The 22228-nt window shown below is 56.2% G+C and carries 20 protein-coding genes and 1 pseudogene; 4 read left to right on the forward strand and 17 right to left on the reverse strand.

Annotated features, from left to right (window positions below):
- Nucleotides 1–60 precede the first annotated feature (60 nt).
- A complete protein-coding gene (locus BLV81_RS18875; RefSeq protein ID WP_255365349.1) occupies nucleotides 61–1062 on the forward strand; it encodes a LysR substrate-binding domain-containing protein in 1002 nt (333 codons plus the stop codon).
- A gap of 19 nt (nucleotides 1063–1081) precedes the next feature.
- Here BLV81_RS18875 and BLV81_RS18880 read toward each other — a convergent pair whose 3' ends face one another.
- The 3 genes from BLV81_RS18880 to BLV81_RS23975 form a co-directional block, all read right to left on the reverse strand.
- Entirely contained in the window at nucleotides 1082–2281 is a 1200-nt protein-coding gene (locus tag BLV81_RS18880) for an MFS transporter (protein WP_092359119.1), read from the reverse strand.
- Nucleotides 2282–2285: 4 nt separating this feature from the next.
- Complete coding sequence (locus BLV81_RS18885; RefSeq protein WP_092359121.1) at nucleotides 2286–3110, reverse strand: oxidoreductase; 825 nt, start codon at nucleotides 3108–3110, stop codon at nucleotides 2286–2288.
- Between the two features lie 205 nt (nucleotides 3111–3315).
- Nucleotides 3316–3621 carry a hypothetical protein gene (locus BLV81_RS23975; protein ID WP_176992899.1) on the reverse strand — a complete coding sequence of 102 codons (306 nt, stop codon included), beginning with the start codon at nucleotides 3619–3621 and terminating at the stop codon, nucleotides 3316–3318.
- A gap of 53 nt (nucleotides 3622–3674) precedes the next feature.
- Between BLV81_RS23975 and BLV81_RS18895 the strand changes: the two genes are divergently transcribed.
- On the forward strand, nucleotides 3675–3977 hold the full coding sequence (locus tag BLV81_RS18895) for a DUF4148 domain-containing protein (RefSeq protein WP_176992900.1): 303 nt from the start codon (nucleotides 3675–3677) through the stop codon (nucleotides 3975–3977).
- A gap of 686 nt (nucleotides 3978–4663) precedes the next feature.
- Here the strand turns inward: BLV81_RS18895 and BLV81_RS18900 are convergent.
- Complete coding sequence (locus tag BLV81_RS18900) at nucleotides 4664–5572, reverse strand: LysR family transcriptional regulator (protein WP_092359127.1); 909 nt, start codon at nucleotides 5570–5572, stop codon at nucleotides 4664–4666.
- A 112-nt stretch (nucleotides 5573–5684) separates the two neighbouring features.
- Here BLV81_RS18900 and BLV81_RS18905 point away from each other — a divergent pair, with 112 nt between their 5' ends.
- Nucleotides 5685–7103, forward strand: coding sequence for an aldehyde dehydrogenase family protein (locus tag BLV81_RS18905; protein ID WP_092359128.1), 1419 nt, complete (start codon nucleotides 5685–5687; stop codon nucleotides 7101–7103).
- Between the two features lie 618 nt (nucleotides 7104–7721).
- Here the strand turns inward: BLV81_RS18905 and BLV81_RS18910 are convergent.
- The 13 genes and pseudogenes from BLV81_RS18910 to BLV81_RS18965 form a co-directional block, all read right to left on the reverse strand.
- Nucleotides 7722–9056: an MFS transporter gene (locus BLV81_RS18910; protein ID WP_092359130.1), complete on the reverse strand. Its 1335-nt coding sequence runs from the start codon at nucleotides 9054–9056 to the stop codon at nucleotides 7722–7724.
- Between the two features lie 160 nt (nucleotides 9057–9216).
- Nucleotides 9217–9402 (reverse strand): hypothetical protein, encoded by a 186-nt coding sequence (locus BLV81_RS18915; protein WP_092359132.1) that lies wholly within the window; start codon nucleotides 9400–9402, stop codon nucleotides 9217–9219.
- 655 nt (nucleotides 9403–10057) lie between these two features.
- On the reverse strand, nucleotides 10058–11281 hold the full coding sequence (locus tag BLV81_RS18920) for an NAD(P)/FAD-dependent oxidoreductase (RefSeq protein ID WP_092359133.1): 1224 nt from the start codon (nucleotides 11279–11281) through the stop codon (nucleotides 10058–10060).
- Nucleotides 11278–11601 carry a 2Fe-2S iron-sulfur cluster-binding protein gene (locus tag BLV81_RS18925; protein WP_092359135.1) on the reverse strand — a complete coding sequence of 108 codons (324 nt, stop codon included), beginning with the start codon at nucleotides 11599–11601 and terminating at the stop codon, nucleotides 11278–11280. Before BLV81_RS18925 ends, BLV81_RS18920 begins: the two co-directional genes overlap by 4 nt.
- Nucleotides 11602–11625: 24 nt before the next feature.
- Nucleotides 11626–11850 carry a ferredoxin gene (locus tag BLV81_RS18930; RefSeq protein WP_092359138.1) on the reverse strand — a complete coding sequence of 75 codons (225 nt, stop codon included), beginning with the start codon at nucleotides 11848–11850 and terminating at the stop codon, nucleotides 11626–11628.
- Nucleotides 11851–11874: 24 nt separating this feature from the next.
- On the reverse strand, nucleotides 11875–13116 hold the full coding sequence (locus BLV81_RS18935) for a cytochrome P450 (RefSeq protein WP_092359139.1): 1242 nt from the start codon (nucleotides 13114–13116) through the stop codon (nucleotides 11875–11877).
- Between the two features lie 146 nt (nucleotides 13117–13262).
- The gene (locus BLV81_RS18940) at nucleotides 13263–14705 is read right to left on the reverse strand and encodes an NAD-dependent succinate-semialdehyde dehydrogenase (RefSeq protein ID WP_092359141.1); all 1443 of its coding nucleotides are present in this window, start codon (nucleotides 14703–14705) and stop codon (nucleotides 13263–13265) included.
- Between the two features lie 211 nt (nucleotides 14706–14916).
- Nucleotides 14917–15885, reverse strand: coding sequence for a PDR/VanB family oxidoreductase (locus BLV81_RS18945; RefSeq protein ID WP_176992901.1), 969 nt, complete (start codon nucleotides 15883–15885; stop codon nucleotides 14917–14919).
- Nucleotides 15886–16389: 504 nt separating this feature from the next.
- Entirely contained in the window at nucleotides 16390–17568 is a 1179-nt protein-coding gene (locus tag BLV81_RS18950; protein WP_255365351.1) for a Rieske 2Fe-2S domain-containing protein, read from the reverse strand.
- Nucleotides 17569–17570: 2 nt separating this feature from the next.
- The gene (locus tag BLV81_RS18955; protein ID WP_092359145.1) at nucleotides 17571–18470 is read right to left on the reverse strand and encodes a fumarylacetoacetate hydrolase family protein; all 900 of its coding nucleotides are present in this window, start codon (nucleotides 18468–18470) and stop codon (nucleotides 17571–17573) included.
- A gap of 126 nt (nucleotides 18471–18596) precedes the next feature.
- Nucleotides 18597–18705: pseudogene (locus BLV81_RS24470) on the reverse strand (IS5/IS1182 family transposase); the annotation flags it as partial.
- A gap of 169 nt (nucleotides 18706–18874) precedes the next feature.
- Nucleotides 18875–19564, reverse strand: coding sequence for a Crp/Fnr family transcriptional regulator (locus tag BLV81_RS18960; protein WP_092359147.1), 690 nt, complete (start codon nucleotides 19562–19564; stop codon nucleotides 18875–18877).
- A gap of 355 nt (nucleotides 19565–19919) precedes the next feature.
- Entirely contained in the window at nucleotides 19920–20975 is a 1056-nt protein-coding gene (locus tag BLV81_RS18965; RefSeq protein WP_092359149.1) for a porin, read from the reverse strand.
- Nucleotides 20976–21273: 298 nt separating this feature from the next.
- Between BLV81_RS18965 and BLV81_RS18970 the strand changes: the two genes are divergently transcribed.
- On the forward strand, nucleotides 21274–22026 hold the full coding sequence (locus tag BLV81_RS18970) for an SDR family NAD(P)-dependent oxidoreductase (RefSeq protein ID WP_092359151.1): 753 nt from the start codon (nucleotides 21274–21276) through the stop codon (nucleotides 22024–22026).
- Nucleotides 22027–22228: the final 202 nt, after the last annotated feature.

Consider the following 22228-nt stretch of genomic DNA (forward strand, 5'->3'; position numbering starts at 1 on the left):
TCGCTGATGCCGCGTTGTGGCCCAGCCGACCATAGCCTGAATTGATTTTTCGCTTAAGCTATGCAATCAACGCGCTCATCGGACAGCCGCCATCCCGGCTCGCCGTCAGCGCAATACGGCACAGACGAGGCAACAATGCGGGGAATCGAACTTAGGCAACTCAGGTACTTCTCCATACTTGCGAAAGAGCTGCACTTCCGCAAAGCGGCCGACCTGGCCTTCGTCACCCAGCCGGCTCTCAGCCAGCAGATCAACAAACTGGAAAAGACCATCGGCGTGGCGCTATTCACGCGCGACCGCCGTAAGGTCGAACTGACGCCGGCAGGTATGATGCTGCGAGACGAAGTCGAGAAGATGTTCGATCAGTTGCAAACGGCTATACGCAAGACACGCGAGACCGGCAATGAACGCGAATACCGCCTCTCCATCGGCCTGATCGAATACACCAACCTCCCCTTCGTACCGCCGGCGCTGATGCGGCTCCAAGAAGTTTATCCTGCATTGAAGGTGCAGCGGCATGAAATGAATGCCAGCATGCAGATCGAAGCTTTGTTCAAGCGCGTCATTGATATTGGCATAGGCGTACCCTGGGCACCGTTACCCTCCGATATCAGCCTGCGCACCGAACCCGTGCTGACGGCGCCTTGGATGCTGCTGATGCGGGAGAATCATCGGTTAGCGAGTCTGAAAGAAGTCCGGATCGACGACTTGGCAGGCGAGCGCCTGATCATGTTCGAGCGCAGCGTTAATTCCATGCTGTATGACGATGTGATGGCGCGTTGTCGCAAGGCTGGCTTCACCCCCAACTACGTTTATGAAACACTGCAATCGCAGGTGGGGATATCTATGGTGAACCAAGGTTTAGGATTGATGCTGGGCGCCGCATATGTGTTCTCCATTGTGCCGCCCGGGCTTACTTGCCGTCCGATCATCGATCTGGATCCGCTCAATGTGCATATATTCACACGTGCTGATGACGCAGATCCTCTCCTGATGGAGTTCATGGAGCTAATAACTGAAGAAGCGCGCCGCATGCAGATAGCCCAGGATGCCAGCTACTAGCGTAGCGGCCGCATCTTCATCAGGCCGTCGCGTCCTGCACACCCCGGACAAGCGGCGCACCGATATAGCTAAATGCGACGGCACTGCTGGTGGCGACAAAACCCAATGCACAGACGCCATACCAGCCAAACCCGCTCCATACCCAAGCAGTCAAGCCAGACATCAACGCGCCGCCCACGAACAGGCCAAGGATATAGATGGTAGTGACACGTCCACGTATCTCCTGGCCTAACTGGTAGATGATGGTTTGGTTCGACACATGCGAGGCGGTTACGCCCAGATCCAGCATCAGTACACCGATGACCAGACCGGCAATATGATGCCCTACCGCGGCCAAAACCACCCACGAAGCCGCCGCCACCATGGAGCCGACACGCACTGAGAAATGTGCGCCACGGCGATCAGCTAGTTTGCCGAACATCGGCGCGGCGAATGCGCCCACCACGCCGACGACTCCAAATAAGCCAGCGGTATCGCTACCCATGCGGAAGTTCGGTCCCTCAAGAAAGAACACCAGGCTGATCCAGAAGGCATTGAACGCGCCAAACATCAGCCCTTGCCGGATAGCGGCGTAACGCAATTGCGGCTGCTCACGGAATACGGTAGCCAGCGAACCGAGCAAGCCGAAGTAGCCAAGCTCACTATGCGGCTCGGTCGACGGCAGGCGCCATGCCAGCAGCACAATCATCACCACCATCAGGCCGGATGCTATGAAGTAAATCGTGTTCCAGCTGGCGTAGTGGCCCACGTAACCACTCGCGGTCCGCGCCAGCAAGATGCCGGCAAAGATCCCTCGCGCCAGCAAGCCGGTAACGTGTCCACGCTCGGCCGGCGCAACGATCTTGGCTGCGTATGCTGGCAGCAGGTATGGCGTCACCGTGGTTACACCCATCAATGCACTGCCCCAGACCAGCGTATGCGCTGACGGCGACAGCGCCACCAGCAGAAGTGTGACTACGTGGGCGCTAGCCATCCACAATATCAGCTTGCGGTCGTTGACGATGTCGCCGAGCGGCAGGAACAGCAGCGCGCCCAGTGCAATACCCATCTGTGTGAACATCGGAATGGTTCCGGCGAACGACTCGGACACGTCAAAGGCGCGTCCGATGTCGGCCAGCAGCGGCTGCGCGTAGTAGCCGCTGGCGATGGACACGCCACACATCAATGCAAGCAAGCCGATCAAGCCTTTCGGCAGTTGATCCAGTTGTCGGGTGCCCATGATGTCACTCGAAGTTGGTGCTGCTGGTTACAGCTGCCCAGCCGTCGAACTCTTCTTTGAGTCCGGCTAGCTTGGTGCGCGCAAAGCTGAGAGCATCAGAGCCGAGCAGCAGGTGTACTGGCGCTTTCTCTGCCTCGACTGCGGCGATGATTGCAACTGCAGCTTTCCGCGGGTCGCCCTGCTGTTTGCCATTGCGCTCCAGTCGCGCTTGGCGGATCGGAGCAAACAGCGCGTCATAATCAGTCAGTTTCGATTCGCCACGCGTCATCGAGCGGCCAGCCCAGTCGGTACGGAACATCCCTGGCTCGATAGCCGTCACGCGGATGCCGAAATCGGCCACTTCCTTGGACAACGCTTCGGAGAAGCCTTCCAGCGCAAATTTGCTGCTGTTATAGATGCCCACACCCGGGAAGGTAACAATGCCGCCAATCGAAGTCACCGTCAGTATGTGTCCACTGCGGCGCTGACGCATGAGCGGCAGCACCGCCTGGGTCACGGCGAAGGTGCCAAATACGTTGACCTCGAACTGACTGCGGATATCTTCCATCGTCGCTTCTTCGATGGTGCCTTCGTAACCGTAGCCGGCATTGTTGACCAGGATATCGATGGCGCCGACGTCACGCTCAATGCTGGCGACCACGCGCTTCACGCTGTCATGGTCGGTCACGTCCAGCAATACGCCCACAGCATTCGGATGGCTGCCGCTGAATGCTGCACGCTGCTCTTCGGTACGCAGGGTACCCACTACGCGGTAGCCCTTGTTCAATGCCGCTTCTGCCATTGCCAGACCGAGGCCGCTGCTTACGCCGGTAATAAACCATGTTTTCATGATGCTCTCCACTCGTTGAGGCCGGTTCCAGAATGATCCGGCGATGTAAGAAGTATGGCGAGCGGGACGAAATTTCTCCAATTCGAGTTACTAGCCCAGTGTAATAAGCTGGGCTTATCAAGCTTTCACCTCATACATGACGTTAGCCTACGGCAAGGCGCTGACGGATTCCGTGAGCAAACTGCATCCACTCCTGTAAGGCGCATCAGCGGTTGGCGGAAGCCCGATGCTTCCATTTCGCCGGCACGCTGTCAGCGTGGTGTCCCATGGCGCGGGCGCTCGACTGAAATATTTTTTGTGTAATCAGTTCTACGCAGATTTTCGTATGTATATGTATTGACCGCCAATTGACGTCGAACCTCAAGGCAATCCATTGTCCACGAATCGCGAATTGTGCATTACGCACATCCCCATTTTTCTGTGTCGTGATGATCGATAAACTTTGCTTCATCGATGAGCGAACAATCTCAGCAATACCCTTCATCGACGGCGCTTCCGGGCGGACGGACATTGTGTCCGGATTTTTGCCACGGCGTTACCCTCAACTTAATCTGGAGAATGAAAATGAACGTGAAACATATGATTGCCACTGTTGTTGCATTGGTTGCCGCAGGCTCTGCTTTTGCTGATGCGACGAGCAATATGGACGATTTCCCCAAATTCGCGTCGGCCAAGGCGCGTGCAGAGATCATCTCTGAACTGATTCAGGCCGAAGCTGATGGCAGCTTTGTTGCAACGGAAGGGGAAAAATATCCTTCCGTACTAGTAGCGTCAAACAAGACGCGTGCCGAAGTGATTCAAGAACTGCAGCAGGCTAAGGCCGACGGCAGCTATGCCCGTGACGTAAGAAGCTACCACGGTCAATAAATTGCGGGCGCGGATAGGCTGATTCGGGAGCATTGACAGCAGTACCTACACGTCAACTGCTGCCCGACAGCCCCCCAAAATTTTATCCAGAAAAATGATACGTCCAATTAAAAATATTCTGCACAAAGCTTTGCAGATTACGATCAATAAGCGTGAACCAGCTCAATCTAGCTATTAAATCTAATTCGACCGGACCGCTGTACCAAGCAACTCGACGATGCTGGCTGCCCAAAGACCAATATCGCCAAGAATAGACGTCTCGAATTCAAAAAGCCGGTCTATGTTTTTAGCTCCCCCGATGCAGCGAGTACCAAGCAGCTCCTATGTGCGAGGCATCGCCAAAGAGTTGGCCACTGGGAGATTCATGCAAGCGATCTCTGCTGCGGGCTTTACCTGTTATAGCGAAGTATTTTCAACGAAATTACATTGAATGTAGTTGCGTCCGCATAGGCGTAGAACCATAGCCGCGCCTCAAACTTGCCATGCATTGCCATTTTTGTTGGGTTCGCCGACCGAACGACGAGTCACTGCTACCAAAGTGGACGTTGCAAAATCTCGTGGCTTCCGGCTGCGATACCCTCTTAGCTGCCATCGAGGAAATCTGATGCCTTGCGCAAAGTCATACTTTCATCTTGCACAAGCTTCTGTTGAGACAGGCGCCAAGCAAATACGTTGCAAGGCGGTTTTTACAAAAGTGAATGCCGTTCGCGAAGTTCATGAATGAGGTCAACGAAAGCGCGCAGTCCAGCAGGTAGCTGCCTGCCAGGAGGATAGTAAAGCGCCAGACCACGATAGCTGGGCGTCCAATCCTGCAGCACGCGCACCAATCGTCCTGACGCCAGATCGTCACGCACATACCACTCGGCCAGGTAGGCTAGGCCGGTACCGGCCAAGGTGGCTTCGCGCATAAGACCCGGATCATCGAGCGTAAGCGGCCCGGTTACCTCGATATTCAATGGTTCGCCATGATGGGAGAACTCCCAGCGCGACGGCGCACCGCTGGGAAACCGGGCCCGGACACAGGGGTGGCCGGCAAGATCGGCGGGCGAAGCCGGGATTGGAAACCGTGAAAAGTGCGCAGGCGATCCCACCACAGCCATCTGGAGATCAGCGCCGATCGGTATGCGGACCATGTCTTGCGGCACCATGTCGCTAAGGCGAATCCCCGCATCAAACCCTTCGGCCACAATATCGACCATCCGCCCCTCGGTCACGATCTCCACCTTCATATCGGGGTAGCGGCTCAGGTACGCCAGTACGATCGGCGCAAACACCATACGGACAGCGCCCAGCGAAGCATTGATGCGAAGTGTGCCAATGGGTGATAGGCGATGGAGGGTGGTTTCCTCCATGGCGCCGCGAATCTCAGACAAGGCCGGCGTGATTCGGGCAACGAAGTGTTCGCCGGCCTCGGTCAGCGAGACACTGCGCGTGGTCCGATGAAACAGGCGAACACCGAGCCGCGCCTCCAGTCCCGCGACAGCGTTGCTTAGCGCCGTCGTCGAGATACCTAGTTCATTCGCCGCACGCCGAAAGCTGTGGCATCGGGCGACAGCGAGTGCGGCCTCTAGGCCGACTAAACCGGATTTCTGCATTGTCCTGATTTTCGAAATAAAACATCAACTTTTATCTATCTTATCAGATCAATTAGGCGAACGTACACTGCATGCATGGCTTCGGATAGTCCGGGCAAACTTAGGAGCGATCATGCAAACCATCCATCAGATCTATATCGACGGCGCCTTCGTCACACCACACGGCACCGAGACAGTTGATATCATTAACCCGACAACCGAAAGGGCTCTCGCACGCGCCACCCTTGCCGATGGCGAGGATACGCGTCGCGCCATCGCGGCGGCCAAGAGGGCACTCCCGGCATTTGCGCAAACAACAGTCGTCGATCGCGTCAACATGCTGAAGCGGCTACATGCTGCCGTCCTGGCATGCAGCGATGCGCTGCGCGATACGACGATTGAAGAATATGGTGCACCTGTTTCACGGGCTACGTGGATCTCCCGCTTCGCGGCGCAATCGTTTCTTGACGCCGCATCGACGCTCGAAGCCTATGACTTCACACGTATCATGGGCACCTCAACTGTAGTGATGGAACCTATTGGTATTGCTGCCCTCATCACTCCGTGGAACAGCACTGCTGGTTCGATCTGCAGCAAATTGGCGATGGCCGTCGCCGCAGGCTGCACGACCGTGATCAAACCGAGCGAACTAAGCCCGATACAGAACAGGATAGTGACGGAAGCGATCCATGCGGCAGGGTTGCCGGCCGGCGTCGTCAATATCGTCGCCGGACGCGGCGACGTCGTAGGTGCAGAATTGAGCACACACCCGGATGTTGCCAAGATTTCGTTCACCGGCTCCACGGCGGTGGGCAAGATCATCCGGCGCGCGGCGACCGAATCCATGAAGCGCGTCCACTTGGCCTTGGGCGGAAAATCCCCGACCATCCTTCTAGACGATGCCGACTTGACAAAGGCCGTTCCTCTCGCGCTCAATGCGGCGTTCATGAATAACGGGCAGGCATGTATCTCAGGGAGCCGCTTGCTGGTGCCTAAGCGGTGCTTGGCGGAAGTCATCGAGGCAGTGAAAGAGGCGGTGGCGCAGATGAAGGTGGGCGACCCCACCGACCCAACGACCGTCATTGGCCCCCTGGCCAATGACAATCAATATAAACGCATTCAGCGCTACATCAGGCTCGGTCTCGCTGAGGGCGCTACACTTATCGCGGGTGGCGAGGGGCATCCGGCCGGGCTGGAGCAGGGCTACTTCGTCAAGCCGACGGTATTTGCCAATGTGCGCAGTGAGATGACCATCGCACGGGAGGAGATCTTTGGCCCGGTTCTGTCCATCCTGACATATGGCGACGACGAGGAAGCGATAGCCATGGCTAACGAAACGGTGTTCGGTCTGCACGCCTACGTCATGTCATCGAACCCTGCGCGGGCAAAGGCTGTAGCGGCAAGGCTGCAGGCCGGGCGAGTGATGATCAACACGCTACAGCACGATCCTTTGGCGCCGTTCGGTGGCTTTAAACAGTCGGGGGTCGGCCGCGAGTACGGCGTGCTTGGTCTGGAATCGTATTTGGAGCCAAAGACGCTCATTGGGGTGTAGCGTGTCACTAATAGCATGGCATCACTATGAGTGTCGATCAGGAAACATTCGCAGCCATTGACTTTGCTGACAGCCAGATTCACTACCTCACGCGTGTTCCCGAAATACTGCTTTTGGTGCTCTGGAAGTCAAGGTGACTGCTTAGAGGGTGTTGCCGACGGTCAGCGTCAAAATTCTTTGCGTTTCTAATGGCCGATTCCTGGCGTACTGCGGCCCGTCGCGACCTGACCATCAAATTCTGGTGGCAGCATTGGGATGCTAATCGGTGGCAACATTGATGCGAATATGCAATCTGTTCAAAATGCAGCTGTTCGCAATACCCTTGTATACCGCGTCCACAAAGGGCTCGACAGATTTTATTGTTCGCTTTCAACGCAGCGACGCGTTGAGCACAATTCGCATACCAACTTGATAGGCAGTTATTGCTATCCAACCACCTACAAGGGGTTGTGTCGAGATAAAGCCATATGCGCTGCAGCGCATATGGCTGGACCATTTCGGACGCAAGATTGCTGCAAAGTGATTTGCCATCCGGACCGTCGTCTATTCGGACAACGCGATTAAAAAAACTGCAGCCTTCGCGTTAAGTGACTATGAGGTAGAGCCCGCACGACAAAATCATCTCGTAGCCCCTTTGGATGATTGGTTTGCCGGAATTGCAATCAACAAAATAAGAGCGCCAACCAAAGTAATTCCACCCATTAGCGTCAGTCCGAGATAAATGCTTCCTGTGCTGGCTTTCATCCAGCCAACCAACGTTGGACTTACAAATGCCGCCATTCCTCCCACACTGGTAATCAGGGCAATACCGCTAGCTTTAGTGTTCCCGGGCAGGAAAGTTGCGGGGATTGTCCAAAACACCGTATAGGTCCCGTAGGATGCTGCGGCCGCGATTGCAAGCAGCGTAATGGCAATCGGTGTGTTGTGGGATGCTAGTGGCAAAAGTGCGAAGCATAGGGCGACGACAGTGCAACTCGCGGCGAAGTGCCAGCGTCGCTCCATTTTGCGATCAGAGCTATAGCCTACTAGATAGGTACCGGCCCCTCCAGCCAAAAAAACTATGCTGGACAACAATCCGACATTGAACAAATCCTTCACACCAACATCGCGGATGATGGTTGGCGCCCAAAGTACTATAGAGTTGAACGATACCACTATGCAAAAGTACACAATGATTCCAACGTAGACTTTGGCATTCTTTAATGCTTCAACCAGTCCGTGTCCGCTACGGGTTGTTCCTTTTTCCTCCGCCGCGAGGTCGCCGAGGACAATGGCTTTCTCGCGCGCGGTCAGCCATGTCGCATCCCGTGGTTGATCGCTGAGGAAAAAGAATGCGACGACGCCCAGAACGACTGCAGGTATCCCTTCCAGCAGGAACAACCATTGCCAGCCATGCAGGCCATGCAACCCCGCCAGGTGGACCATGATCCAGGTGGAAACAGGTCCGCCAATGACGCCAGCCGCGGCGGCACCCATCATGAAGAAACCCGTCGCTCGTCCTCGACGCGCAGCCGGAAACCAATAGGTTAAATAAAACATGACACCCGGGAAAAATCCAGCCTCTGCAGCTCCGAGGAGAAAACGCATTACGTAGAATTGAAGCGGCGAGCTCACGAACATCAGGGCGCTTGAGGTCAATCCCCAGAGAACCATGATGCGCAGCAGCGTGCGGCGGGCGCCGACACGCTGCATCATGATATTGCTTGGAACCTCAAACAGCGAATAGCCGATGAAGAAAAGCCCCGCTCCAAATCCGTAGGCAGCCTCAGAAAAACCCAGGTCGCTCATGAACTGGAGTTTGGCGAAACTGATGTTCGCGCGGTCGATGTAGGAGACGAAATAGCAAAGGACGAGAAACGGCATGATCCGAACGGCCACCTTGCGGTAAGTCCGCTCGATTTCGTCAGGCGGATGGCCGGCCGCGACTGAATCATATGATTGAGAAGTGTGCATGTAATCCCTATAGACTGTTAAGTACAGATTCGATTCAAAGGAGCGATAGTCGATACAGACGACTTCCGATGTTTACGGGAAGCGTGGCGTTTCCAGGGTGGCAAACGAGCGCGATTCACGTACCATGGAGGCCGCTTGGGCTCTGTCATGCCCCAACGCTTTAAGCGACGGGCACCGCACTCCAGATGACAGACGTGGATTGGCCGTGAATGCGCCGACACGCGCGTGTTTGTCTATTCGTACGTTGTCCGGTGTCCGGATATTGCTCAGCCTGCGCGAATACATTCCATTTGGCGCAGGTGGTCAGCAGCACGGCCAAAATCACCTTGAAAAGTTCTTTTTGCATTAGCGTCTATCTCCATATCTTATAGTTTTTTATAGTTTCTTATTGTTTGAATCACGACCAATTGTGACACTACGGCGGCCATAGTGCTGATGGGAAAATCTCAATCAGTGCGGCTCGTCTACGAGCGTTTTTTGCAACCGAATTATCTTGCGAAGACTTATGCAATCAAGGTTATTTCGGCTGTCAATTTAATGATATCCGCCGCAAGAACCGTGGTTATAAGAAATCGGCAGGATACTGTCTCTTTTGTTGCACTTCGAGTCGCCGTCAATACCTTGCCCTGTTAAGTAGCAATAACGTAGCACTAAGACAATGACGGTAAAAATTGCCGCCAGCAAATGATTCGACAGGCGTTTTTCATGAACGCTTCGTGGATGAAAGTGAGGTGTTCAAAGTGAGATATTTGAATCGTACGGGCAACGCCTGAAGGGGGCTGTCACGTTGGAGGGGCCGTCGGGTAAGAGCACGAGATGAGAAAAACGAAATCTCTCTATCATGGCTAGCGCTTTCCGGGAGGAATCATCAGTTGCGCAGTGTCGCCAGGAATGCGCTCTCGATCGGTTCGTCGCTAAAATGGATCTTCGTCATGATTTCCATTCTCAGTTGGAAGCCATGACGAAGAGGACTTACCTGATCTTTTCAGAGCCGATCGAAATTATGCCAAGAACTTGATAGCAGCCTTCAAGCCCATTTCAGCGGCCGGCCGCAATTCCGACAGTGTCGGTGCCGTATTCTCAGCAAGGAGCTTGCGGATGGTTACGTGCTCGCTTGGACTGTTGATAGATTCGCCATACACCAGCTTGTTGTTGCGCCAACCAAGCACGCTGAACGAGTTCGACTCGACAGCACCAGTAAGCAACCATTCCTCCACGCGGTCGATGCGGCCGGCCATCTGCAGCCGAACACCTGCTTGCTGGGTCCAGAACCATGGCACATCAGGTAAGGGCACAGAAATGCCTGCAATGGTTGCTGCTACTCGCCGCGCATGATCGGCGGCATTGCCGACGGACTCCAGTCGCGTGCCTCCCCCTTCATCATCCAGGAAGCGCGCGCAGTCGCCGATCGCGAAGATATCCGGATCCTTGGTGCGCAAGGTTCCGTCCACGACGATTCCGTTGTCGAAATCGAGGCCGAAATCTGTAACCCATCCGCCATTTGCGATGGCGCCGACACCCTGCACCACAAGGTCGGCCTCGACATATGTTCCGTCTGACAGGTTGACCCGCCCGACGCGGCCTGATTGATCGGTTATTTCCTGAACAGTGGCGTTGAAACGGAAATTCGTGCCACCCTCTTCGTGCCGGGCGCGCATGTAGCCTGACGTGAACTCGCTCGCGGTTCTGGGCATCGCGCGTCCCGCAGTCTCCATGACCGTCACGGGCAGCCCGCGTTTTGCGGCCGATGAAGCGAATTCCAGCCCGATGAAACCGGCACCGATGACGCCCACGCTGGTGGCGGACGCAAGGTCGTCTCTGAGCGCGGTGGCTTGCTCGAGCGTGTGCAGGTGATGCACGCCAGCCAGCGCGGCGCCCGAAAGCCGGAGTTGCCGCGGACTCGATCCAAGAGCCAGCACGAGCGTCGAATAGTCGAGGCTCCCATTGCTGGTCTCCACGATCTTGCTATCCCGGTCGATGCTCAACACCTCGCAGTTAAGCATAAGCTCGATATTGGCGCCTGAGAAAGCGTCATGGCCACGTAGCGTCAGCTCCTCCGGACCGCAGGCCCCGTTGATCCATGATTTGGACATGGGTGGACGCTCGTATGGGACAAAGCCACTTTTGTCCAGCACAGTGATGCGTCCTGTGTAACCACGCTCGCGCAGGCCGAATGCGACGTCGACGCCACCATGCCCGCCACCGACGATAATGACGCTGCTCATCGCTGCAACTTAGGAAGATGAACGACCAGGTTCTCATGCTCCGGTTTGATGATGATCGCACACGACAGTCGGCTGTTGGGCAGGCGATCAGATGCCGTCGCTTCGAGCATTTCGTCTTCATCGACGGAAATTTCTGGCAATGTATCGAGAAACTCTTCGGCAACGTAGACGTGGCATGTGGCGCACATCTTCTGGCCACCGCATTCGGCGTAGATACCCGAGATCCCGTGGAGCTGCGCGGACTTCATCAGGCTGGTCCCAACCGTGCAATCGATGGTTCTCGACTTGCCGTTGGCATCTATAAAAATCACGTTAGGCATAATATTCCTCTTCCATGAAGGTAATTACTCCGCGCCATCGCGCGGCAGTAGTTTCAGCGCCTGCTTCGGGCATCGGCGAACGGCCAGCTTTACACGCTCGAGCATTTCCGGCGTTTCTGGCTGAGAGATAATGCGCACGACGTCATCGTCCTCAGCGAACTGAAAAATCGATTTTTCGACGCGCTGGCACACCGCATACCCTTCGCAAATCTCGGGTTCGACGGCAACTGTCCATTTTTTTTCGGTCATTGCAGATATTCCTCCCAACCCGATTCAACGCGAAAGACGCACTTGCAAGTGTTTGAAACCATTCGATTGCAGGGATCGTTCGCGAACCGGGTCTGCAATGGCCTGCGCGTTGGGAAAGCGAGCAAACAACTCTTGGAACAGCATCCAGATTTCCCGGCGTGCAATGTTCGCACCCATGCAAAAGTGGGGTCCACCTGCACCGAAGCTCTGGTGCAGATTGGGATCGCGTGTGATGTCGAAATTGAACGGATCCGTGAACAGGCGTGGATCGCGGTTGGCAGCGATAAACCACATGCCGATCTTCTGCCCCTTCTTCATCTGGACGCCCTTGAATTCGATGTCTCGGGTCAGAACGCGCCCTTGATGCTTGATCGGCGTCGCCCAGCGAATGACCTCATCTGCCATCGTCCTCTCGTGCAGCACAGGGTCGCTGATGAACAGGCGGCGCTGCTCCGGGAACTGCGTGAACGCCAGCATCCCGTGCGACAGCGCTGCACGCGTGGTGCCACTGCCGGCAGCGATCATCAGACCAAAATATCCGCCCAACTCTTCCTTGTCGAGCAACTGACCGTCGACCCGCACCTGCGCCAGTTCTGAAATCAGATCTTCCTTAGGGTCGAGCAAACGCTTTGCGGCTAGGTTGATGCCGTATTCGCGCAGTTCCATGACCGCTTGCTGCGGGATCTCAGGTTTTCCGGCATATTCAGGTTCCTGCTCGGAGCGGCCGATCTTCGACAATTCCAGCAGACGCGGCCGGTCTACGGGGTCGATGCCAACCAGGTCACTGATGATCTCGAAAGGAAGAATGGCCGCCAGATCGTCTACAAAATCGATCTCTTGGCCATCGGAGAATTGCGACACCAGCCGGCGCGCCTGCTCCCGCACGTACTCCTCCATCCGGCCAACCTGGCGCGGCATGAACGCCTTGCTTACGCGCTTGCGGTTGACGGTATGGTCGGGCGGATCGAGTTCGATCAACGCGCCCGTGCCGGGCCGGATCTTGGTGCCGGCATCGTGATAGACACGCACACCATATTTGCTGCAAAAAGTTTCCCAGTCCTTGTCAACTTCGGCGATGTCTTCGTAGTCGAGGAGTGCCCAAAAGCCCTTGCCACACTCTGGATGCTCGTGCCACGAAATCGGCTGCTTCTTACGTAAAATCGCAAGCGCACCATGGAAGTCATCTCTCAGCCAGAAATCTGGATCCGCGAGATTGATCTCGGGGAGGCTTAAAGTCGTTTGAAGTGCGGTCTCTTGCAATAGCATTTTTATCTCCTTTTAACGCCTTCGATGCTGCTTTCTTCTTCAGTGGCAGACATATACTTTCTAAGCGTCGTGTTATTCATCACAAAAAATTGCTGACAGGATCAGCATGGGCGGCGCAGGATTTTTTCCCGCTCTCCCCCTTGCGGTCAAACCCGCGCGGTCCGTTGCAGCACTGTCTTCGTAATGGTGTAGGGCTCCAGACTCTGCGCGCCGCCCTCGCGCCCGATGCCGCTTTCCTTGACGCCGCCGAAGGGTGTGTCGGCGCCGCACATGCCGAAGTGATTGATCGACAGCACGCCGCACTCCAGTTCGCGCGTGAAGCGCTCCGCCTCTTCCAGCGAATTGGTGAAGGCATAGCCGGCGAGTCCTACGGACAGATTGTTGGCGAGCGCTATACCTTCGTCCAGGTCGGCGACCTGCACGCACAGCGCCATCGGGCCGAATGGTTCGGTGGACATCGCCTTGGCGTGCGCCGGCACGTCGGCGAGTACGGTCAGCGCATAGAAGAAACCGCGTTCGCCGATACGCCGGCCACCGGCCGCGACGCGCGCGCCGCAGGCCTTGGCGTCCTGCACCAGCTCGTCGATCGCCGCGAGACGCTTGCCGTTGAGCAGCGGCCCCATCTGCACACCCGGCTCGAAGCCGTCGCCCACGCGTACTTCGCTGGCGGCCTGGGCGAATGCGTCGACGAAGGCGGCGTAGGACTTCCGGTGAACGATGAAGCGCGTCGGCGAGGCGCAGAACTGGCCCGCCAGGCGCATCTTGGCGCTGCCCGCGAGCCTGCCCAGCGCCGCGGCGTCGACATCGGCGCCGATCAGCACCGGCGCATGGCCGCCCAGTTCCATCAGCACCGGCTTCATGGCCGCAGCAGCGAGCTGGGTCAGGTGCTTGCCGACCGCCACCGATCCGGTGAAGGTCACCATGCGGATGACCGGCGAGGCGATCAGCGTCGAGGAAATCAGGGACGGATTGCCGAAAACGAGATTGAGCACGCCAGGCGGCAGGCCGGCATCGATGAAGCATTGCACGAAGGCGCACGCGGTGCCCGGGGTTTCCTCGGCGGCTTTGATGATCACCGAACAGCCCGCGGCGAGCGCGCCGCTGATCTTGCGCGCAGGGGAGCCGACCGGAACGTTCCACGGGGTGAAGGCGGCCACCGGGCCGACCGGCAGCCGCAGGATCATCTGCTGCATCTGTGGCCCGGCCGGAACGATGCTGCCGTAGAGGCGCTGCGCCTCCGCCGCATCCCATTCGAGAAAGGCGGTGGCGCGCGCCACTTCGTTGCGGGCGTCGGCGATCGGCTTGCCTTGTTCTAGCGTGAGGATCTGTGCGATCGACTCTGCACGCTCGCGCACCAGCGCGCAAGTGCGCAGCAGCAACTGCGCCCGTTGCAGCGGCGGTGTGTCGCGCCAGACGCGGAAGCCACGCTCAGCGGCGGAGAGCGCACGCGAAAGATCCTCTGGCGTCGCGCCCGGTACGCTGCCGAGGCGAGCCTCGTTGCTCGGATTGACGACCTCGGTATAGGCAGGGCGGTCGTAGAGCCATTCGCCGTCGATATGCAGTCCGATACGCGGATAGGTTGAGTCCATCGTGGTTTCTTTCGTAGTTATGTTCGAATCGCCGACTTCGGGTGTAGTCGCCGTGTGCGCTAGCTCTCGCGTCTGTCAAGCGACCGCGCTACTCGGCGTTATCCTGTGTCGGCAGGTACTAGTATCGCTACCACCCGCAAGCATTGCGAGGATCTAGTGCGATTGATTGTCCGGTTTGTTACGGTTTAGTGAGACGACTAGCATCGCGCTCTCACAAATCGAGAATCAATTCCGCAGTTTTTGCCCGCGAACAACAAATCATCATCGTCGCTCCGCATTCGCGCTCGCTGTCGCTAAGTACCAGATCATGGTGATCAGGGAGCCCGCCAAGCACGTTTGTTTCACAAGCTCGGCAGATACCGGCCATGCATGAATAAGACACCTCTACGCCTGCATTGAGCACCGCATCCAGAATCGTGGTTGTCGGCCCAACCTTCACCGTCTTGTTGGATTTCGATAAAACGACAATGAATTCCTCTTCGCTGCCCTGCTCCGCCTGCGCCGACGCTGGCGCGGCAAAATATTCCCGATGCACCGTATCAGGATTGCGCCCTTCGCAGGCTGCTTCGAAAGCACGCAACATCGGGATCGGTCCGCAGCAATACAGGTCTGCATCACGCGGACTGGAATCGACAATTTGCTGAAGGTTGAGCATTCTGTCTCGCTGTCCGCCATCGAAATTGAGATGGATCGTGCCGCCTGCGTCAGAGGCGAGTGACGAAAGCTGCTCTACGTACGCCGCCCGCTCTGGAGCCTGCGCAGAATAGTAAATCGTCCAGGGCGCGCCGATCTGCGACAGGCGCTGCGCCATGCTCCATAACGGCGTGATGCCAATGCCGCCGGCAATGAAGATGGAATGCGATGCAGATTCCTTCAGGGCGAAGCTGTTGCGCGGCTCTGAAATGGTGAGGACATCGCCGACCCGCAGTACCTCATGCAGATATCTCGATCCGCCCCGGCTATTGGCATCGCGGCTCACTGAAATGACGTAGCGATGCTTCTCACCCTGCGCATTGACTAATGAGTAGCTGCGTATCATGCCGCCCGGAAGATGCAGATCAATGTGGGATCCGGCAATCGCCACGGGCCACTCTGCATCATCGATCGGTCTCAGGTCAATGCCGAGAATATCCTCTGCCAGAAACTCAATCGCATGTATCCTTGCTTTAATTGTTCGCATCGTCATCTCCAAATTTCATTTTTTATCCGATCACGTTGGGTATCGGCCTGACATGGGTTTCGCACCTCACTCAAATCATCAGGAATCGACATTGATTACGTGAATTAATCTGACTCAGGAGATTTAGTTTGATAACGCAGAGCGATACCAGTCTGCCCTCACCTCGTACGCGCAATTGTCCCGCCATGACCGATGCACGGCGAGCGCCGGCATGCATCCTTTGTCGCGATGATGTCAATTCACACCAGCAGAATTTCCGCGGAACGTCTCACTGGCACATATCGTATTGGGAGACGGCGGGAGGGCAAGGCGGACAAGATTGCGCATGACGCGTTGAACAACGTCCATCAGCGGCGTGGGTGAGATCACAGATCGGCGATACAAAATGAACAGCCGCGAAGCAATCGAGCGCCACAGTCCCGGCATGGCCACACGCTCATGGCGAACGTGTAGACCAGGCCTCGGCAACAAGCCGAGGCCTCATCTCTTATTTCGGAAGCAGCTTTACTTAACCATGTCGCCTTTGACGAACAGCTGGGACGAACGCTCCAGCCGCCGCCAAGCTTTCGTCGGCGTGCCCGCACGCATCGCATCAAGCTCGCGCCAGAGGATCCGGCGCAACGTTGCGATGCCCAAATCCGAGGAGCCTAGCTTCTCATTCACGCGATCTGCGATAGCACCCTGACCGACCAAAACCACATAGTCCTGTGCCGCGGTCAAGCGGATCAACGGATCAACCGGGTACTCGCCAGCGAATAATTCATCATGGTAGTCGGCAGCATTGTAGTCGCCGACATCCTTGAAGTAGGCCATGATGCGCTGGTTCGACTCAGGAGTCGACAGAGGCACCGCGTAGAGCGAGGTTCTCATCACATGTGTATCGTCTATCGGCACCATCCAATTGGAGACCTCGATCCAAGGGTCTTCAGGGCTAATCCCCGGCATCGTTACATGGTTCTCGGACGGGAAGGTCCAGTCGCTCACGCGTACTTGCGCGCTTGCACGGCGGGTCGCCGTCTGGCATATGCCAGCCTCGGTTTCCTGATAAGCCAGATCAGGAACCTCGGTGGTAATGGCATTGCCGAATTCACCGACCCGCCCCATCACATGCGCGAAACTCACATGAGCAGCATCGAGTGAATTCTCGACATTTTGCAGCCAGCTGCAAGGCCATATCTGCTTGCGTTGAAACAGCATGACATCCTGGCGCTCGAACGCTGCATTACGCGGCAGATCAAATTCGGGCGGCTCGCCTTCGCCCATGTACGCGAATATGAGTCCGCTGTACTCATGGACAGGATAAGCGGCAATGCGGATGTTCGTTTCGCGGCAATTCTTTTCCGCCGGACGCTCAACACATTTTCCTTCACCGTCGAATTTCCAACCGTGATACATGCAGCGGATTTCTTCACCCTCGATCCAACCCGTATGCAGCATGGTCAGCCGGTGAGCGCAGCGCCCGGCAACCAGATGAGCATTCCCACTCTCGCTGCGGTAAAGCGTCAGATCTTCGCTCAGCAGGCGCACTTTTTTCGCTTTCCCTGGCGCCACATCTGCAGAAATCGCGATAGGATGCCAGAACCTCCGCAAGAGTTCTCCCATCGGCGTGCCTGCGGACGTTTCCGACAGCTGCATCATTTTTTCGGCCAATTGGCCGTGCATTTTGATTGGTACTGTATTCATGGTTAAGCCACCTTTACACGTAAAATATCAAGTCCGCTTACTTCGACCGACAAGTCGTCGCCACTAATCAAGAAACGATTGCGGGCGATGCCGACACCGGCCGGCGTGCCGGTGGCAATAATGTCGCCCGGTAGCAATGCCATGTATGAGGACAGGGTCGCAATGATTTCCTCTGTCGAAAAAATCATCTCCTTCATACTGCAGTCCTGAACCACCTTTCCGTTCAGCCGCGTCGTGATGGTCAAGCTTCGCTTACGCACCGCGTCTACGACTTGTGCCCCGCAGGTGATTGCTGGCCCCAGCGCCGAGGCTTCGTCCAAGCCCTTTGCGGCAGTCCAGTCTGGCCACCATGACTGACCGGCAGGAACCCTCGTGAGATCTCGAGCGGAACCGTCATTGAGCGCGCAAATGCCAACGACATAGTCCAATGCATCTGCCACCGATACCGATTTGCAGCGCTTACCTATCACCACCCCAATTTCGCCCTCGTAATCAAAGCGAGATGTCAACGTCCGATCCGGATTCAACACACCCTCGTGCCCAACAAAATTTGTCGGCGCCTTGTAAAACGCCAAGGGTCTCTCCGGCGGCTTTGCGCTTGCTTCAGCGCCATGAGCGTGGTAGTTGACAGCAACCGCAAAAATTCTGGCATGCGGATCAACGGGCGGCAGCATGACTGCATCTGACAGCGCGATCCGTCTTGCATTGTGACTCGCAGGTGCGGCCGCTTCCAGGGCCTGATTCAGCTCGTCTCGCTCGCAAACCACCTTGATAAAATCGCCCTCAATTTGGCCGATCAGAATTTGATCGCCTACTTGGTATCGACCAAGCCTGAAACTCTCTTCTTGCATTTCGAGCCTTTTTACTTTGGTTTTGATGCTTTCATTGTGAATGTTCCACATCTACAAGGCGAGTACGTGATCCGGTACTTTGTCCGGTTTGTTGCATTCGACAAAGGGAACGGAGAACGCAAGTAACGGTTTGCGGCTACCGGTCTTCCCCGCTCCTAAATGGCAAGTAGAATCAAGACACAACGAAGGTGGAAGTTGCCGCCAAAAAAATGATGCGGCGGGCGATTCTCATGAACGCTTCGTGGATGAAAGTGAGGCGTTCGAATCGTGAGCGCAAGCGCCTGAAGGGCGCTGTTGCGTTGGGGGAAGTCGGGTAAGGGGACGAGATGAGAAAGACGAAATCTCTCTATCGTGGCTACCGATTTCCGGCAAGAAGCATCGCTGCGCAGTGCGTTGGTACTATCGGCTTAACCTTGGCCTGCGCGATATCGAGGGTGCGGCACGGCGCACATCCACTATTCAGAATGCTCTGCCATCTTTTCAAGCTTACCGATGTCACTGATTACAATTCGTCCATATAGAACTTGAACTGCGCCCTCTGATTCCATCTCCCGTAAAACTCTATTGACAACCTGGCGACGCGTGCCAAGCATCGTTGCAATTTCCTCTTGGGATAGGTTGATCGAAGACACGCGACCGCCACGAGCGCTTCTCGTATAAATAGAGTTGAGAAGAGTTGCCACCCTTGCACGGGTCGATAGGACTGCAGCCCCTTCATATCTATTCAGCGCACCGCGATGTCGAATGACCATGGCGCTCATTAAAGAGTACGCAAGATTTCCGTCATGACTAAGCATTTCACGCAGCAGCTCGCCTGGGATACGGACAAGTACGGTGTTCTCCCTGCATTCCGCCGTATAGATATGGGGCGACCGGGTAATCACCGGTCCGATACCGTGGAACTCCCCCGCGAGGTGGATTCCAGCTGTAAAGTTGCGCCCGGATGGCATTTTCCTGATCAAATGCATCGAGCCTGTCGCAAGAAGATATAGGTAGGTCGGCAGTTCACCTGTCCGATGGATAACGGTGTTTTCTTCGACCGTGATTGCGTCGGCCGCCTGGACCAGCCGCAAGATAGCCGCGTCTGGCCAGTTGGCAAAGAGCTCAGATTGCGAAATCGTCAGCCGGACCAGTGTGTTTTCCATATCAGCAGAACCAGTTAGGCCCCTTAGTTACGATTGCCCTGGTGAATCGGACACCCGACCGAGCGGTGCGAGCATCACGTAGCGACCGGCAGGCTGCCATTTCGAGCCACGACAGAACTGCTATGCCGGATGCACTTAAGGACGTGCTCGATGAGAGTATGTAAGCGCAGTGTAGCATAGCGGCGACTTCATTTTGGCGTCCCCGGGAACCGCAATCTGCGTGGCATTGTGGCCGACGGCGGAGAAGACGCCAACCGCCAGCACGGTCTCGCCAGAAATATCTCCCAGTCAGTGAACTGCTTGAAACGCGGTAAGTATCGAATGGCGCTGCAATTGTCTTGCAGCGCCAAGGTGACTAGAACCGATGGCGTATCCCGAACGTCAGGCCTGCCTGATTGCCACCAGGATTGACGGTCCCGTCTAGCGCCATTGCAGCCTTTGCCTGATTTCGCATCAACGCCAGCTCCGAATAAATATCGGTTCGCTTGGAAAGTGCATAGCTGCCAAGGAGCGTGTACATTCCAGTTCTGTTTGAAGCACCGGCAGGATCGTAGGAATATGCTGCAGCGAGCAACGTCACCGCGGCAGTGGGGTTGTATGACATTGCAACCCAGTAGAGATTCGTCCTCGTGGAGGTTGGTGACATATGCATGTTTCGTCTCTGAAATGCAGCGTATATCTTTACTGGCTTAAAATCGGCGGCTATCCCCAGTGCCATTCGCTCCACCGTATTCTGCTGGGTGGCTACTGAAGTGCCATTTTGGCGATCATACAGCACGCCAGCCAACACATTTCCAAACTGATAGTTGACGTTTGCAGACATTTCCTTTCCCACCTGGAATGCGCCCGGGACTTCGCCTCCGTTGACGATAGTGCTGTCAAAGCCAAAGCTATATTGGGTACTGAGAGTCAAATCTCCAAACTTCCCGCCGTATCTGATCGCATTATCGGCGCGACTAGCGAAGGCGGCATCCAGCGCAAGCGCCGAATAGCGTGCGGGAATCATGGGGTCGTAGATCGCGCCAAAATCAAATATCGGTGTCGTCTCTCGCCCCAGTTGCACCTCGCCAAATTTTCCTGCCAGACCAACGTAAGCTTGACGTCCGAAAAGGCGTCCACCATTGGCAAGAACACCGGTGTCGGCCGAAAAGCCATTTTCAAGTCCGAAGACCGCTGCCAATCCATCCCCTAAGTCTTCTCGACCGCGAAATCCGATGCGCGAAGCAGCTGCGTTTCCCGAGTCTACTTTAGCCAGGCTTCCGGTCGCGGTGCCCGTACTGCTTACTCGCGCCTTATTTACATATTCGATCCCGACGTCGACAATCCCGTAAATTTGAACGTTTGTTTGCGCGTGCAGGGCGGTGGACGCCATCACTGAGCCCAACAGTATTGTTGCGTTAAGCGCCTTCATTTTGTCTCCTGTGTAAGTTGTAATTATTTTTATTTCTTTTTTTTTTGCGATACTGCATTACTAATTGCCGCCTTCGTTGAGCGTTTTTTGCCACCGAAATATCTGGCAAGGACTTATGGCGTCAAACGATTTCGGCGGGCAAATTAATAATATCCGTCGCAAGAATCGAGTTTAAAAAAATCGGCGGCACACTGTCTCTTTTGTTGCAGTTCGAGTCGCCGTCAGCACATTTCCCCATGTAGACTGGCCGCTCCAGCCTGAGCAGTTGGTGCCAGGAGGAGTACACGAAAGGTAGAACATGGAGCAGACAATTAAGAGCGGCGCGGTGGTGGTGACCGGTGCGGCGCAAGGAATAGGCTACGCAATTGCCGAGCGTTTCGCGGCTCTGGGCCGGCGCGTGGTGATTGCCGACTTGCGTGGTTCCGAGGCCGCGGCGAAGAAGCTCGGCCACGATGCGCTGGGCTTCGACGCGGACGTGAGCAACGCCGGGCAGGTCGATGCATTGATGGCGTTCGCGGCCGAACGCACCGGCGGAGTATCGGTGCTGGTCAACAACGCTGGCATCTACACCTCGCTCGCCAAAACAGCGTTCGACGAAATCGACCCTGACGAATGGAAGCGTGTGTTCAACGTCAACGTCGAAGGCGTGTGGTACTGCTGCCGCGCGGCGGCACGCTACATGAAGCCGGCCGGCGACGGCAACATCATCAATATCGCCTCCGCAGCCGCATCCAAGGGCACTGCGGGCCTCCTGCACTACGTGGCCAGCAAGGCCGCGGTTGTCGCGATGACGCGCACACTGGCGCGCGAGCTCGGACCGTACGGCGTACGCGTAAACACGGTGTCGCCGGGCTTTACGCAGAGCGACGGCATCCTGGCTGGCGGCGCGGCACGTGGCCAGCAGAGCGAAGACATAAAGCGCCAACGCGTCGTGCAGCGCGACATTGCTCCTGACGACATCGCTGGCGCGGTGCTGTTCCTGGCTGGCCCCGATGCAGGCATGTTCGCCGGTCAGAACCTGATCGTCGACGGTGGCCTCACCATGAACTGAACGTAAGCGAAAAAGTAATGTGCGAGAATTTCCTGTCGTGAATTTCTTGCCTGGGTAGCGCTCCTCGGCCTCACGCCCTTCGCGGTATATTCGCAGACACCTGCCCAAGTCGTCCGATATGCCTCATCGTCGGCGCATGGGGTCCTCACGCGGCGGTTCACAGGCGACAATTTTTGCGTTGGCGCGAAAGGAAAGCGCAACG

It is taken from the genome of Collimonas sp. OK242 (assembly GCF_900107095.1).
In the GTDB taxonomy this organism is placed as follows: domain Bacteria; phylum Pseudomonadota; class Gammaproteobacteria; order Burkholderiales; family Burkholderiaceae_D; genus Collimonas.